Raw genomic sequence first — 15,929 nt, 5'->3', positions numbered from 1 at the left:
CCTCCGCACCTCTGCCTCTTGTGCCCAATGCCCCATTCCCCAATCCCTAATCCATTTACCTTGTAGGTTGTATTGTGGTTAGTCTGACCCTGTTAGAACCGCAACAGAAAACGCCCCTCCAGCAGTGGAGCTTTGAGAACTCCTCCATAATTCGGATTGGTCGAGCGGCAGATAATCACGTTGTTTTAACTGATAGTTTAGTTTCGCGGCATCATCTAGAACTGAGAAAAGTCGGTGACGCTAGCAATAATGGCGATGCTTGGCAGCTGATTAGTCAAGGTACAAATGGGACTTTTCTCAATGGTATTCTTGTACTTCAGAGTCCGTTACCAGATAATTCCCTTTTGCAATTGGCACAGGGAGGCCCAATACTGCAATTCCAAATTCAGGAGGTAACAGTACTGGAAACTGGTTTGCGATCGCAGCAACAAGCTACAGAAGAAAACGTCGCTGAGACACTTTACTCAGCAGGAAATCTGGCAAATTTATCTTCTACTTGCACGCACGAAGGCAATTCTCCAAACAATCTGTTTTGCATCCACTGCGGTCAACCTCTCTCAGTCCAACAGAAAATTCGCCATTATCAGGTGTTGAGAACTCTCGGACAAGGAGGTATGGGTACTACCTATCTGGCTTGGGATGAGGCTGGTCTGATTGCGGGTGTGCCACAACTGCTGGTGTTGAAGCAAATGAATGCTGATATGCTAAAAATTGTCAAAGCTCAAGAGTTATTTGAGCGAGAGGCGCACACTCTCAAATCCCTTAACCATCCTGGAATTCCCAAGTATTACGACTTCTTTGTAGAAGACGGAAAAAAATACTTGGCAATGGAACTAATTCACGGACAAGATTTGGAGAAACGTGTCTATACCACTGGCCCAGTGACACCAAACCAAGCGATCGCTTGGATGATCCAAACCTGTGATATTTTGGACTATCTTCATAGCCAAGAGCCTCCACTGATTCACCGCGATATCAAACCCGCCAATTTAATGGTGCGAAGTTCAGGAAATCGTATAGTGGTGCTAGATTTTGGCGCAGTTAAAGAAATTGGCACAGCGCCCGGTACTCGAATTGGTGCAGAAGGTTACTGCGCTCCCGAACAAGAACGAGGACAACCTTTAACTCAATCTGATTTGTATGCAATTGGACCAACGCTGATTTTTCTGCTCACAGGCGAAAACCCGTTTAAGTATTACCGCCAACGAGGGCGAAACTTCAGGTTTAATGTGGCAAAAGTTCCCACTATTAGTTCCCAATTAAGAGATGTTATCGATCGCGTTACAGAACCATTGCCACGCGATCGCTATCAAAATGCAAAGGAATTGGCTGCGGCTTTAGCTGCCTGCAAAGTTTAGAGAGTCGGGAGAGACGCGATTAATCGCGTCTAGGGAGTGGTGAATATTAAAAATTTCTATCCCCTATTCCCTATACCCTACTCTTCATCCCAAGTTTCTACAGCTAGCAATTCACTAACTGGGTCTTGCATACTAAAGCCAAAGTCAAGCAATTCTTGTTTCCAGTGCTGCCATTCATTACCATAGAGCAGAGCGATTTTCCAGATGCTATCGCTTGGCTTGATAATATTCGATTCTATGAGTGATTGCACATTGCGCTGCAATTTCACCATTGGGTGAATCACTTGCTGAGTCATAACCTCGATTGAATTCTGATTTTGTGGGTAAATGCTTAATTAAAACTGCTTTCCATTCTGCAATTGTTGCCGGCCCGTAGAGTGGTTTAATTTGGTAAAGCTAGTCTTAACTTTTTAACTATACCATAACAAACTCTACTAAGTTACTGGTAAATTCGGTTTTGTACGGTAATTACCACCAGAAAATCCCATTTTTACCAAGCAGTCCTTAAACTTTTCGCAGAAGTCAGACAAAAGTTTTGCCAGAAGGAGTGAGGGATGTTTATGTTTACCCTTTTTCCTTGAACTTTCGCCCCTTTTGTTTTTCCTCTTTACGTCTACCTTTTTTCCGCAACAGTGCAACACTACCTTTCGTAAGATATCTATTGTGGACGCCGAGCAGAATAATTAGTCCTCAAGGAAGTTCCACTAAGTAGTGTCACTGAGGACTACTGGGAAAATTGTGTTTGTTTAAATTACGAAAAATATGCTTGCTTGTTGAAGTAGCTATACGATACGAGCTAGTTTGAAAGTTTTTGATTGACAGGGAAATTTGCTATTGAGTAGAAACATCTACTCTTTCTGTTGATTTAAATGTTATTTAGATTATCCCAAACATATGGCTTTAGGGGAAATAATTGTAAATCTTTATATAATTTTTATGTTTTGCCCAGAGAATTAAAGCTTGTTAGAGCATAGGGTAGGGTTTTGTTTTAAGGTATAGGAGCGATCGGCGGTAAACTACGCATGGCAAAATTGTCGGTGCAAGTGGTCTGCCAACCCAAAAATGCGCTTGTGAAGGCTGGGGAAAGGGGAAAGGGTAAGGGATTTAAAACCTTTCCCCTTTCCCCCTTACCCTTTACCCCGCAAAGTTTCTTTGGCAAACCAAGTAGGCTTACCATAAGGTTCTCTCGTCTTCAGAGTCAGCATTTGAAGTTTGTGTAAAAAATTTTTAGCGCGGATGTTAGTTTCTGTTGAGCAGATGGGTATCCTCAGAACGGGAGGCTTGCTGATACTTAAGTGTTTACCGCAGCAAGTATGTGAGGCATGGCTGGTTCAGACGAAGAGTACCTAATTACCCGCAAAAAGCAGATTCAGCGGCGACAAAAGATTGTCACAATAGTGTCGATGTTCTCGTTTTTTGGTTCTACGCTATTTGCAGTTATTCCAGCAATCCAACAGGCTACTCAACCTAAGCCAGCAACTGCGTCTGCTTCTCCTGAGTCAGGATTACAGCAACAAGCGCAGGGCTACGAGCTGGTTTTACAACGGGAACCAGAAAACCAACTTGCTTTAGAGAAACTGTCTGTGCTGCGGTTGCAATTGAAGGATACGAAAGGTGCGATGGAACCTTTGGAGAAGCTGGTGAAGTTGCATCCCGATCGGCAAGATTACAAAGTTGTATTAGAAAAGATTAAGAAACAAGAGGGAAAGCAGAAGTAAATAGCGATCGCTAAGTGCTTAATTAGTTCACCTTAACACTAAGATTGAGATTATTTCAACTCTCGACTCGTCCATGAATAATCGTTAATTCGATATTTCTATAAAAAATATGTTTCGCTCTCGAATAGTTGACATTGCATCATATCTGCCCAAAGAAATTTTGCATAATGATGATTTAACCAAAATTTATCCAGGTTGGTCTTCTGAAAAGATTTATCAAAAAACAGGAATTATTGAAAGACGTATTGCAGTAGATGATGAAACTGCTGCTGACTTAGCTTTTAAGGCAGCCCGTAAGTTATTTAAAAAAAATATTGTTACTCCTGGGGATATCGACTTTGTTATTCTCTGTACTCAAACACCAGATTACTTTTTACCTACTACCGCCTGTTTGCTCCAATATCGTCTGGGAATTCCTAATACTGCTGGGGCCTTTGATATTAACCTTGGCTGTTCTGGTTTTGTTTATGGCTTATCTGTTGCTAAAGGACTCATCGAAACAGGATCTGCTCGTAGAGTTCTTTTCTTGACGGCAGATACCTACTCAAAATTTATTCATCCTATGGATAAGAGTGTACGCACTTTATTTGGTGACGGAGCAACAGCAACCTTAATTGAAGCATCAGAAGAAACAAATGAAGAATTTATTGGGCCTTTCGTATTTGGAACTGATGGCAATGGAGCCAATAACATAATCGTGAAAACAGGAGGTTTCCGTTCTGCACAGTCTGAACATACGGCAAAGGAAGAAGTCGATGATTCTGGTAATGTGAGGTCACAAGACAACCTATACATGAATGGTTCGGAAGTGATAGCGTTTACACTTTCCTCCGTGCCAAAAGCAATAAATGATTTACTAAAAAAATGCGGCGGATCTTTAGATGATTTTGACTATATTGTTTTGCATCAGGCTAATCAGTTTATGCTCGATACTTTACGAAAAAAGCTCAATTTATCTGAGGAAAAGTTTCCCATTTTTTTAAAAATGTGTGGAAATACAGTATCATCAAGCATACCCCTTACCCTAGAGTCAATGCTTAATGAATCTCGCTTAAAGCGAGGAAATAAATTATTGCTCTTAGGGTTTGGAGTTGGGTATTCTTGGTCTGCAACGGTAGTTAAATTTTGATTTTTAGGAGTTAAATCATGCAAGCTTTTTACGAAGGTCTAGCCGAAATACTTGAGATTGATGTCAACGAAGTTTCTCCAAGCCTTGACCTAACTCGAATGGATTGGGATTCACTTGCATTTATTTCTACAATTGCGCTAGTCGATGACTGCTTTAATGTAATGCTGAATGGAGACTCTCTTGCCGCTTCTCAGACAGTGGGAGATATTGAAAAGCTCATCTCCCAAAAGCAAAAGGGATAATTCATATATGAGTGTCATCAACACACCAGTCGGCAAGCAACTTAGAACAAAAGGTGGTCGTATAGCCGGAGTCGTAGCTTGTCTGCCAACTCGTCAAATTTCTAATGACTATTTTGCGGAACAGTTTGGTGCAGATGCTGTTAAGGAAGTAGTTAAGATGATTGGTGTTGAGCATCGACGCTGGGTAGATGAAGGAGTTTCAACAGCAGACCTTTGTTACCAAGCAGCAGAACGTCTTTTAAGCGGTTTAGACTGGGAAAGAGAATCCATTGATGCTTTGATATTCGTATCTCAAACACCAGATTATCGTCTACCAGCCACTGCTTGTTCACTTCATGGTCGTCTTGGACTTCAGCCTTCCTGTTTAGCTTTTGATATTAATCTTGGCTGTTCAGCTTATCCCTATGCTCTGTGGCTAGGCTTAAATATGATTCAAACAGGGGCTGTAAAACGTGTTTTTCTAGCAGTTGGTGACACCAGCAGTAAGTGCATAAATCCCTCTGATCGGTCTACCGCTATGCTATTTGGAGATGCGGGAACTGTCACTGCATTAGAGTATTCTGAGAATTCTTCAAATGATGCTTTTTTTATACTTGGCACTGATGGAAAGGGATCTCATAACTTGATTATTCCTCGTGGTGCATCTAAAGATTATTCTCTTACAAAAGATCCAAGGTTAGAAGGGAAAGACCCAAATTGCCTTTATATGGATGGTACTGAAATATTTACCTTCACTATGCAAGTAGTTACTACGTTGATATCATCGACATTTGAATTTTCAGGACAAAAAGCAGAGAATTTTGATACATTTTTGTTTCATCAGGCCAATTTATTTATGCTCAAACACTTGATTAAAAAGACAAAATTGTCAATGGCTCGGATTCCCATCAATATCAATAAGTTTGGGAATACCAGCAGTGCCTCTATCCCATTACTCATGACTGATAATTTGGGTTTGTTATTACAAAAACAATCTGTCCGTTTAGCAATGTTTGGTTTCGGTGTAGGTTATTCTTGGGGTTCTAGTGTACTTACTGTTGGCCCACTTGATGTTGTTGAGATGATTGACTTTCAGCCATGAGTATATTTGCTCCTGACGCACTAAAAGAAAAAGTTTTCCTGGTTACAGGAGCTTCATCTGGTCTTGGAAAAGCAGCTGCAATAATGATTGCTGAATGTGGTGGGCAGGTGTTGGTTTCTGGTCGCAACGAATCTAGATTGGCAGCTTGTATTGAAGCTATGGCAGGAAATAATCATGTAGCTTTGCCTTTTGAGTTATCTAATGCTGATGAGGTGACTGATTGGGTGAAGTCTATTGCTGGAAAATACGGTTCTCTCTCAGGAATATTTCATTCAGCAGGCTCAGAATTAGTTCTGCCAGCAAGAATGATTAAACAATCTAACTTAGAACATCTTTTAGAGAGCAGTTTTTTTGCAGCATTTGGTATCGCTCGCGCTTCATCTTCTAAAGGAGTTATAACCAATGGTGGATCAATAGTGTTTATGTCTTCTGTTGCTGGTTTTCGAGGTCAGCTAGGTTTATCGGCCTATTCTGCCGTCAAGTCAGGAGTTGATGCTATGGTTCGCTCACTGTCCTGTGAGTTGGCACCGCGTAAAATTCGGGTTAATTCCATTGTGGCAGGGGCAGTGAAAACCGAGATGCACGCCAGACTGGTAGTAGCTAGTTCTACAGAAGCAATATCTGACTATGAACGTAAACACTTATTGGGTTTTGGACAACCTGAAGATGTTGCCAATGCTGTCTTATTTTTAGTCTCTGATGCTTCACGGTGGGTTACTGGAACTAACTTGGTCATTGATGGTGGGTATATGGTGCGGTAATGGAACAACGTTGCATATTAGTAGGAGCAGGGGCGTTTGGGCGAGAGTTAATTAATTGGGTCTATGATGCTCAGACTCATGGCATATTTCCACCATTAGATGGATTTATTAGTGATATCCCCAATGTTCTTGATGGTTTTGACTATAAATTAACTTGGCTTGGTCAAATTAGTACTTATCAACCTACTGATCGAGACTTATTTTTGCTTGGCATAGGTGATCCTAAAGACAAGGAGAGTTTAGTAACTTCTTTAAAAAATAGAGGTGGTAAATTTATCACTTTGATTCACCCAACAGCAGTGCTAGCAAGAACGGCTCGTCTTGGCGAAGGGGTTATTTTATGTCCATTCTCTGTTATTTCAGCTGATGCTACTATTGGTAATTTCGTAACTTTTAATTGTTTCTCAGGTGCCGGGCATGACGTTCAGGTAGGTGATTACACAACAGTAAGTTCCCATGTAGATCTGACTGGCGGTGTCAAATGTGGTCATTCTGTATTTTTTGGAACTGGGGCTAAAGTTTTGCCTCATGTATCTATTGGTAATTCAGCAAAAATAGGAGCAGGAGCATTAATCGTGAGAACAGTGACTGAAGGTTCTACTATGTTCGCGGCTCCAGCTAGGAAGCTCTAAGATGAATCCTCTTACCCGAAAGTTACGAAATAACTACTGGCACTTACTTTGCCATAGACAAGAAATAAGAGATTCTGGAGACTTTATCCGTTTTGATTGGCTAGGAGAGGAAGTTGTTGTTTTCAATGACAACGGTAGTGTCATAGCATTCAATAATCTCTGCCCCCATAGAGGTGCAAGAATATTTCTAAAGGACTTTGGTAATCAGCCATTTTTATGCACCTATCATGGCTGGTCTTACAAAAACGGTCAGCTTTGTGTTCCTAAATCCCAATTCTCCTCAACTAGCGATTTTTCATCAGTCACACTGAACTTGCTTGAGATAGATTGGTGTGGTGATTTCTTGTTTGCCAGCATTTCTCCTAAGTTTAGTCTTGCTTCCCAATTGGGAGAAGTTACACCTTTAGTAGAGGCAATTTCTCATTCAATTTTTGATCGGTATGATTTCAATCGGTATAGTTATGATTGCAATTTTGTAATTGCAGTTGAAAATGCATTAGAACCATTGCATGTTCCTTTTGTTCATTCTTCTTCTTTGGGGTTGCTTAAACTTGAGCATGACACTGATATCTTTTCAGGTGTAAATTCAACTTGTTATTTTTCCATCGGCGACACTCGGACAATAAAGCATTTATTAGGTTTGAAGAAATATTTCTCGACTTATTTTCAGTATGAGGGTTATATGAGTATCTATTTGTTTCCATTTACAATGCTGTCCTCAACTTTTGGCTATTCTTATTCATTGCAGAATTTTTTTCCTACAAATGATGAGAATAATACTAACTTCACGAGTAGGTTACTTACATCCAAGCTCAGTAAATTATCTGATAGGAATATCATTGAACCGCTTTTTCACTCTACTTCAAAGATTAACAGACAGGTTTTCGATGAAGATCATTTAATTTGTAAACGAGTACCATTAGCATCATGGTCTGTGGAACGACCTCCTTTTGTTACAAGATTTGAAGAAAGGATAGTTCACTTTAGAAAAATATGCAAATCTGAATTAATCTTTGATGATTAGTATTTGTAGATTATTAATCTCTTTTTTAGGAAGTGCTTATATAGTTCTAATTTTTTACATCAAATAAGTTTATTGCCATATAAACTACTGATTACTAAAGACATTCCAATAAAGTTTTATAAATAAAATGAATACTTTAAGTTGCTTAATATGTAAAGCAGAAACAAAGTTCTATTTTTCTAAAGACTTTCAGCACAGCTTTGAATTAAATTTAATAGATTACCATAAATGTGAAACCTGTGGTTTTGTTTTCTCTAAAACACACTATGAGATGTCAGATACGGAGTGGGAAAAACTCAATTTTAATTGTCATAATTCTTATCAAAATCAAAACTACAATCCATCAGATCCTCGCTGGTATGAGCGATTGTACCTCCAATGTGAGGTTATTTATAAACTTGCTAAATTAGAAATTCTTCCCAATTCTCTAGCTTGGGTTGATTGGGGTTGTGGGGACGGTAAGCTAGTTGATATTTTAAATAATAGAGGTTTAAATGTACAGAAATATGATTTATATATGCAACATAATTCTGACTATCTAACGAATGAGGTACTTCAAAAAACTCAGTATAGTTTACTAATTAATACATCTGTATTTGAACATATTCGTGAAAGACATACACTTGATGTCATTAACAGCTTAATTGCTAAAGATGGAGTCTTAGCTCTTCATGTACTGGTTAAGGAAGATATTTCACCAGATCCAGATTGGTTTTATCTTCAGGCACCACATGTCTCATTCTTTACTAATCAGAGTATGCAAATTCTCTTTGAACAATGGAACTATAAAGCTTCCATATACCATGTTCCTTCTCGGTTATGGTTTTGGTTTCGAGAAATGGATAATATTCAAATGTCGGTTATTAAAAACTTATTAACTGAAGCAGAGGGGTTTTATTTCAAAGAGGGATTCGTGAATTATTGGGGAGTAATGAACAAATGATTACAGTTAGCCAAAATAATAAAAAATGGTTTACATCAAAAAATACTTAAATGAATTAGCTTTATTTGACGGAACACCTACATTCGCGGAAAAATTACACGTTGGTCGTCCTAATATTGGAAACCGCGAACGCTTACTTAATCGTATCAATGACATCTTAGATAGAAGATGGCTAACGAACAATGGCTATTATGTACAAGAATTTGAGCAACGCATTGCTGAATTTGTCGGAGTAAAGCATTGTATTGCTAGCTGTAACGCTACAGTAGCATTAGAAATAGCCATCCGCGCTGCGGGTTTAAAAGGCGAAGTTATTGTCCCTTCTTTTACCTTTATTGCAACTGCACACGCTCTACAATGGCAAGAAATTACTCCTGTATTTTGTGATATCGATCCTAAAACCCACAACATTGATCCAAAGCAAATAAAGCAATTAATAACTCCACGTACTACAGGCATTATTGGAGTTCATTTGTGGGGCCGCCCCTGTAACGTGGAGGCTTTAAGTAAAATTGCCCGCACCCACAACTTAAAATTAATGTTTGATGCGGCTCATGCTTTCGGCTGTTCACATCAAGGACGTATGATTGGTAGCTTTGGAGATGCTGAGGTTTTTAGCTTCCACGCTACTAAATTTTTAAATACGTTTGAGGGTGGAGCAATTGTGACTAATAATGATGAATTAGCCGCAAAAATTCGCCTGATGTCTAACTTTGGTTTTGCAGGTATGGATAACGTTATCTATATTGGTACAAACGGTAAAATGCATGAAGCATCAGCGGCAATGGGTTTGACAGGGCTTGAAAGTTTAGAAGAGTTTGTTGCTATTAATTATCGTAATTACCAACAATATAAACAAGAGTTGCAGAGTATTCCTGGGCTAAAACTTGTTACTTATGATAAAACACAAAAATGTAATTATCAGTATATTATTTTGGAAATTGATGAAAAAGATTTTGGTATAAGCCGAGATTATTTAGTGGAAATATTACAGGCTGAAAATGTTATTGCTCGAAAGTACTTCTATCCAGGTTGCCATAATATGGAACCTTATCGTTCTTATTTTCCTTACAATCGGCTATTGCTACCTAAAACTGAAAAACTTATCAATCGAGTACTCTGCCTACCAACAGGTATGGCATTAAACCCAGAAGATATTAGCAAAATTTGTCAAATTATCAAATTAGTCGTCGCAAATAGTTGCGAACTTTCAAAAGCCCGATTTTATTCACACATCTAAAATTTATATCTGAGAGGTAAAAACATGAAAGTAAGTATTTTAATGATGACCTATAATCATGAAAATTATATTGCCCAGGCTATTGAAAGTGTTTTAATGCAGGAAGTTAATTTTGAATATGAAGTTGTTATAGGAGAAGACTATTCTACAGATAATACACGCCAAATTCTTATTGATTACCAAAGGAATTATCCCAAAAAAATTCGGTTGTTATTGCCTGATAAAAACCTCGGGATGCATAAGAACTTTATGAATACGTTGCAAGCTTGCCAAGGTCAGTATATCGCAGTTTTAGAAGGTGATGACTACTGGACTTCATGCGATAAACTACAAAAGCAAGTAGATTTTTTGGATAAAAACCTAGACTTTGCTATATGTTTTCATAATGTATTAGTATTTTGGCAAGATAACAGTTATTCTCCTACGATTTTCTTACACAATCAGTCAAAAACGTCTACTATAGAAAATTTGTTAATAAACAATTTTATTTCTACTCCTTCAGTAATGTATCGTGCTGGCTTGGTACAAGAGTTCCCTGATTGGTTTTCTGAACAAAGTATGGGAGATTGGACTTTCCATATTTTAAATGCACAGTATGGAAAAATCGGATATATTGATGAAGTGATGGCAGCATATAGGGTTCACGCAAAAGGAGTATGGTCTAGTAAAAGCCGAGAATCGCAAATAAAAGAAACTATTAGAATGCTTGACACTATAAAATATAATCTTAGTTCTCAATATCAAGCGATTATAAATACATCCACAAATTTTTACTCTCAACAACTAGCTATTGTCTTAAAAGATCAAGAATTAATTAATTTTTCACCAGTTGGTCTAAAAGAATATTTAAATTTAAGAAATACAAACTTAATTATTTTTCCAGATTGGAATCAGTCAGATGAATTACTATGTCAAAGTTTAGCTGTTCTTATTAAAGGACTAAACAATCATATTAACAAGCATGAAATCACTTTACTGATATGTAATAATCATATCAGTGAAGAAGATGCAAGTTTTTATTTATCCAGTATTGTTATGAATCTTTATATGGAGGAAGGAATAGAAGTAAGTGAGGAAGTACAAATTTCTTTTACCGGGAATTTAGGTGATATTAAATGGCGAAATCTCATCCCTTTTCTTACAGGGAAAATAATTTTGAACAGAGAAGATAAAAAAGCAATCTCTTTGTCCGGCATAGAAAATATTCCTGCTTTCTTATGGGAGAAATTTAGTGATAAATATTTAATTTTATCTAGTTTTGAAAAACCTTATAAATTGAATATTGGGTGCGGAGATGTAAAATTTGATAATTGGATAAATATAGATATAGATAAAGATAAAAAGGCTGTTGATTTAGTTTGTAATGCTGCACAAAGACTTCCTTTTGATGATGATTCTTGTGCATTGATATATAATGAGCATTTTTTAGAGCATTTGACAGTTGAAGAAGCTAGATTTTTTCTCCGCGAGTGTCACCGTGTTTTACAGCCAGGAGGAATCTTGCGTATAGCTATGCCTTCTTTAGAGGATGTTGTGGAGAAATACAATTCTGAAGATTGGCAAAATCAAGAATGGTTGAATTGGCCAGAATTCAAGTTTATTAAAACTCGTGCTGAAATGCTAAATATTTCTTTGCGCTGGTGGGGCCATCAGTGGCTTTACGACAGAGAAGAATTAAATCGTAGACTCATTGAAACAGGCTACACAAATATCAAGGATGTTGCATGGGGATTGAGTGATATACCTGAACTAAAGAATCGTGAAACTAGAGTATATTCATTGCTTATATGTGAAGCTCAATTAGCAAATCAGAATGAATTAGATAAATTACGGCAACAAACTGCTTACAAGAAAACTAGCTTCTTACAAGGACAGCCGTTAGTTAGTATTTGTATTCCTACTTACAATGGTGAAAAATTTGTTGCAGAAGCTATTAATAGTGTTTTATGCCAAACCTATCCTCATATAGAAATTATCTTATCTGATGATAATTCTACTGACAGCACAGTTGAGATTGCTAAATTATTTAATCAAAAATTATCCGTTGATTTTTCAATTCTCGAACATAGTCAGTATGGACTAGCTCAAAATTGGAATTTTTGTATTTCTCAAGCTAAAGGTAAATATATAAAGTTTTTATTTCAAGATGATTTACTAGAGCCCACAGCTATTGAAGAAATGGTTGATTTGGCTGAACAAGATGAAGAGATAGGCTTAGTTTTCTCTCCGCGAACCCTCTTCACTAATACTGGTCATACCGTTTATGATTCAAATTTTTTAATGCATCATGAAGCTAAAAATGTACACAAAGCTTGGTCAGCATTAAAGCCAATTCAATCAGGACAGCAACTTTTGCTAGAGCCAAATATACTTGACAATCCAATTAATAAAATTGGAGAACCAAGCACAGTCCTTATTAGAAAAGATGTTTTTGAAAAAGTAGGATTATTTAATTCTGAGTTTTGTCAACTTGTAGATTTGGAAATGTGGCTCAGAATTATGAGTCAATACAAAGTTGGTTTTGTCGATCGAGTTTTATCTCACTTTAGGATACATCCGCAACAACAAACTCGTCGAAATGTTGCTTTAAAGGATGCTATTTCCTTAGATTACCAAAAACTTTTTAAGACAATTTACAGTGATACACGATATCCTGAAGCCACGAGACAACAAGCTCTTTATAGATACGCAACTTTGAGCGAACAAAATGCACAATTGCAGGAGTTGCGAAAACAAATAGCAGAAGAATACCTGAATGCTTCAGATGAGCAGATAACAGATATGTATGTGGGTCTGCTAGGTAAAACACATAAGATGTTAGTGAATAGTAGCATCAAATATGAAAGCCTGACTGATGAAGAGCAGATTTTTACTAATGATATCTTTAAAACTATATCTCAAGGTTTTGATGAGCCAAAAGCAATTCAGCATTTACTAGTAGCTATGCTGTATGGCCGTGCTGACCAGTTACCATTACGGCATGACCTATCTCGGATACCGAGTTGGTTAATTAAGGACTATTTACAATTCCTATTTTCTTCTCCAGTTCATTTTCAAGAACCAGGTGATGCAGAAAATTACTATTACTATATGCAGGGGTGGATTGATTACTTACACACATCGATATTTAAAAATCCTGATTCCCGTCTGTGGGATGAAATAATTAATAACTTTACTCCCCTTGCTAATTTTATTCCCCTATATTTTAATGAGCATAATCTTAAAGATATCTATGCTAAACGTGGAGAAATTATAGAGTTTTTATTAAAAGCTAAGGGTTATGAGGTAGATTACGAGTTTGTTGATAGACCTATAACCAGAAAAAAAATTCGATTGGGTGTCCTGGCTGCACATTTTCTACCTGGTTCTGAAACATTTGCTTACCTTCCTGTTTATGAGTATATCAGTAGAGATTTTGAAGTAATCTTGTACTCTCTTAACCAAACTGGTCATCAACTAGAGCAATATTGCCAAAGCTGTGCAAACTCCTTTAAAGTATTACCACAAGATTTAACAGAACAGGCCAATATTATTCGTGCTGACGATCTCGATATATTATTCATTGCTACCAATGTGACCGCAGTAACCAATCAAATCTGCTTCTTATCAATGCATCGGTTAGCTAGAATACAAGTCACAAGTGGCGGCTCTGTGGTAACAACAGGAATGCCGCATATAGATTATTACATTTCTGGTACGTTAACCGATCCATCGGCAACGGCACAACAGCAATATCAAGAAAAGTTAGTGAAACTTGAAGGAACTGCTCATTGCTTTAGTTATGGTAATGAAGAAGAAAATGTAACTGTCAAAGTTGATCGAGAAAGTTTGGGTATATCTGAAGAAGCAGTTATTTTTATCTCTGGTGCTAACTTCTTTAAAATCATCCCTGAACTAATTGGTACTTGGGCAAAAATAATTTCTGGAGTTCCTAACTCCGTTTTAGTGCTTCTGCCATTTGGCCCAAATTGGTCAAACAGTTATCCTAAAAAAGCTTTTGTGAATCACTTAAATAAAGTATTTTCAAAGTATGGAATACCAGCAGACCAACTGATGGTCTTAGATCCTCAGCCAGTGCCAAAGCGTGAAGAAGTTAAAGAATACTTCAAAATTGCCGATGTTTATCTAGATTCTTTTCCATTTGCTGGGACAACTTCTTTGATAGAACCATTACAGGTTAATTTACCAGTAATTGCTAGACGGGGAACTAGTTTTCGCTCTGCAATGGGCGCTGCAATGGTGCAAGCATTAGATGTACCTGACTTAGTTGCCGATAGTGAAGATTATTATATACAGTTAGCGATCGCACTTGGAAATAACCCTAAGTTACGCCAACAAAAGAGTGCCGAAATCAAGGAAAAAATGCAAGCTAATCCTTGTTTTCTAGATAGTCGCTCTTACTCAGCTAAAATAGGCAGTCTCTTCCAAAAACTATTTAGTAAATATCTTGCAGATACTTTGAGTCAAAATTTCCGCTTAGGAGATACTAACCTAATTATTTTTCCAGACTGGTTACAGCCAGAAGACATACTATATCAAGATTTAGCAAGTGTCATTTCTACTCTCACTACTCACCCAGATAAAAGTAGCTTAACTCTCCTGATAGATACTCAAAATATTTCTGAAGAAGAAGCCGATATGCTTTTATCGTCTTTGACGATGAATTTGCTCATGGAAGATGATGTCGATATAACTGAGGGGCCAGAAATTTCTCTGCTTAGTAAGATGAGTGATACACAATGGAAAACTCTTTTGCCTAGAATACATACTCGAATTGCTTTAGCAACAGATAATCAACAGGCGATCGCACAAGCGAAAGCAGAAAATCTCCCATTCTGCGATGTAGATAGCTTGAGCGCATCTAAATTAGAGATGACGCCTCTCTAACCCACTGCATATTCTGTAAACTTCCTCATGAAAGGAGATTCAAACCCTAACACAATGTCCTCTTTAGGAACTCCTATAGTAACTAAATTTGCTGCAATATCATCTTCTGTAGCATTCCACTGAAGCCAAATTTTTTCACCCTTAATATCAATATGGATGATACAACTATGTACCCAATCTTGACCTTCCCAGCCTACATGGACTACCTGGTAATGGTCACGTTCTATATCAAAAATATTCTCAACATCTATATTACTATCAGAGGGTTTTTGCTCACTATACTTCTGTAATATTTGCTGTACTATCTGGCGATAGTGGGCTAGTTTATCCATTTGAAAATCACCTCTTGCTCTACATCATAAATAATCATTTTGACTTGATTCTCTTCAATCATGGCTTGAGGGAAATCAAGTTGAAAAAATGTTTTATAAGTTGTCAAAGGTACTGCTAAATACAAAACACGCTCTGGCTGTCGTCGCCTTAATGCGCCTCTATAGTTAATAAACTGTCCCAATGCTGTATTAAATTCTGAGATTGCAGATGATTTCTCCAAAAAAGTTTTAACTTCAACAGCAATTTTTCTCCTTCCGGTTCTGCCGCAATGAGTTTTTCAGCAGCTAAATCAATAGAGACATTCACACCACCCACGCTAATTGGGAGCTGGTCATGAGTAATCTGCCAACCATCCTTCTGCAAAGCTTTTTTGACAACTTCATGAAAGATATCTTTAGCAGACATAAATATCTACAATTATATTTATTATTTTTATATTACCTTTTAAACCCGCCATGCGATATAAACAACCACCTAATAGATCGATACGGTTCAGTTAAGGGTTACTGGTGTAGATAATTGGTCTTTCAAGACGCGATTTATTGCGTCTGTACATGATTGATTTACCTGGAAATTGCTGT

The 15,929-nt window shown here is 37.5% G+C and carries 14 protein-coding genes and 1 pseudogene; 11 read left to right on the top strand and 4 right to left on the bottom strand.

Annotation, left to right across the window (positions count from 1 at the left end; all coding sequences use genetic code 11):
- Window positions 1-74 precede the first annotated feature (74 nt).
- Window positions 75-1,358, top strand: coding sequence for a protein kinase domain-containing protein (locus V7K53_RS09065; RefSeq protein ID WP_335197201.1), 1,284 nt, complete (start codon window positions 75-77; stop codon window positions 1,356-1,358).
- Window positions 1,359-1,435: 77 nt separating this feature from the next.
- Here the strand turns inward: V7K53_RS09065 and V7K53_RS09060 are convergent, their stop codons facing one another.
- Together V7K53_RS09060 and V7K53_RS09055 are read right to left on the bottom strand one after the other, a co-directional pair.
- Window positions 1,436-1,654 carry a DUF4327 family protein gene (locus V7K53_RS09060; RefSeq protein WP_012407469.1) on the bottom strand — a complete coding sequence of 73 codons (219 nt, stop codon included), beginning with the start codon at window positions 1,652-1,654 and terminating at the stop codon, window positions 1,436-1,438.
- A gap of 692 nt (window positions 1,655-2,346) precedes the next feature.
- Complete coding sequence (locus tag V7K53_RS09055) at window positions 2,347-2,535, bottom strand: hypothetical protein (RefSeq protein ID WP_335197200.1); 189 nt, start codon at window positions 2,533-2,535, stop codon at window positions 2,347-2,349.
- A gap of 145 nt (window positions 2,536-2,680) precedes the next feature.
- On the opposite strand from V7K53_RS09055, the gene V7K53_RS09050 reads away from it, so the two are divergent.
- The 10 genes from V7K53_RS09050 (at window position 2,681) to V7K53_RS09005 (ending at window position 15,015) form a co-directional block, all read left to right on the top strand.
- The gene (locus V7K53_RS09050) at window positions 2,681-3,076 is read left to right on the top strand and encodes a tetratricopeptide repeat protein (RefSeq protein ID WP_335197199.1); all 396 of its coding nucleotides are present in this window, start codon (window positions 2,681-2,683) and stop codon (window positions 3,074-3,076) included.
- Between the two features lie 109 nt (window positions 3,077-3,185).
- Window positions 3,186-4,205 (top strand): ketoacyl-ACP synthase III, encoded by a 1,020-nt coding sequence (locus tag V7K53_RS09045; RefSeq protein ID WP_335197198.1) that lies wholly within the window; start codon window positions 3,186-3,188, stop codon window positions 4,203-4,205.
- A gap of 17 nt (window positions 4,206-4,222) precedes the next feature.
- Entirely contained in the window at window positions 4,223-4,447 is a 225-nt protein-coding gene (locus V7K53_RS09040) for an acyl carrier protein (RefSeq protein ID WP_334958968.1), read from the top strand.
- Between the two features lie 7 nt (window positions 4,448-4,454).
- Complete coding sequence (locus V7K53_RS09035) at window positions 4,455-5,528, top strand: ketoacyl-ACP synthase III (protein WP_335197197.1); 1,074 nt, start codon at window positions 4,455-4,457, stop codon at window positions 5,526-5,528.
- Entirely contained in the window at window positions 5,525-6,289 is a 765-nt protein-coding gene (locus tag V7K53_RS09030; protein WP_335197196.1) for an SDR family NAD(P)-dependent oxidoreductase, read from the top strand. The genes V7K53_RS09035 and V7K53_RS09030 overlap by 4 nt, the downstream gene beginning before the upstream one ends.
- Window positions 6,289-6,921: an acetyltransferase gene (locus V7K53_RS09025; protein ID WP_335197195.1), complete on the top strand. Its 633-nt coding sequence runs from the start codon at window positions 6,289-6,291 to the stop codon at window positions 6,919-6,921. Before V7K53_RS09030 ends, V7K53_RS09025 begins: the two co-directional genes overlap by 1 nt.
- A 1-nt stretch (window position 6,922) precedes the next feature.
- Entirely contained in the window at window positions 6,923-7,945 is a 1,023-nt protein-coding gene (locus tag V7K53_RS09020; RefSeq protein WP_335197194.1) for an aromatic ring-hydroxylating oxygenase subunit alpha, read from the top strand.
- Between the two features lie 127 nt (window positions 7,946-8,072).
- Complete coding sequence (locus V7K53_RS09015; protein WP_335197193.1) at window positions 8,073-8,888, top strand: methyltransferase domain-containing protein; 816 nt, start codon at window positions 8,073-8,075, stop codon at window positions 8,886-8,888.
- A gap of 25 nt (window positions 8,889-8,913) precedes the next feature.
- A complete protein-coding gene (locus tag V7K53_RS09010) occupies window positions 8,914-10,128 on the top strand; it encodes an aminotransferase class I/II-fold pyridoxal phosphate-dependent enzyme (RefSeq protein ID WP_335197192.1) in 1,215 nt (404 codons plus the stop codon).
- A 24-nt stretch (window positions 10,129-10,152) separates the two neighbouring features.
- The gene (locus V7K53_RS09005) at window positions 10,153-15,015 is read left to right on the top strand and encodes a glycosyltransferase (protein ID WP_335197191.1); all 4,863 of its coding nucleotides are present in this window, start codon (window positions 10,153-10,155) and stop codon (window positions 15,013-15,015) included.
- On the opposite strand, the gene V7K53_RS09000 is transcribed toward V7K53_RS09005, so the two are convergent.
- Together V7K53_RS09000 and V7K53_RS08995 are read right to left on the bottom strand one after the other, a co-directional pair.
- A complete protein-coding gene (locus V7K53_RS09000) occupies window positions 15,012-15,347 on the bottom strand; it encodes a XisI protein (protein ID WP_335197190.1) in 336 nt (111 codons plus the stop codon). The genes V7K53_RS09005 and V7K53_RS09000 overlap by 4 nt on opposite strands.
- A pseudogene (locus V7K53_RS08995) lies at window positions 15,335-15,753 on the bottom strand (XisH family protein). Before V7K53_RS08995 ends, V7K53_RS09000 begins: the two are co-directional and overlap by 13 nt.
- Window positions 15,754-15,929: the final 176 nt, after the last annotated feature.

The organism is Nostoc sp. (assembly GCF_036917355.1).
Lineage (GTDB): Bacteria > Cyanobacteriota > Cyanobacteriia > Cyanobacteriales > Nostocaceae > Nostoc.
Note: the sequence above shows the minus strand (reverse complement) of the source record. Positions and strands in the feature narration are given on the sequence as shown.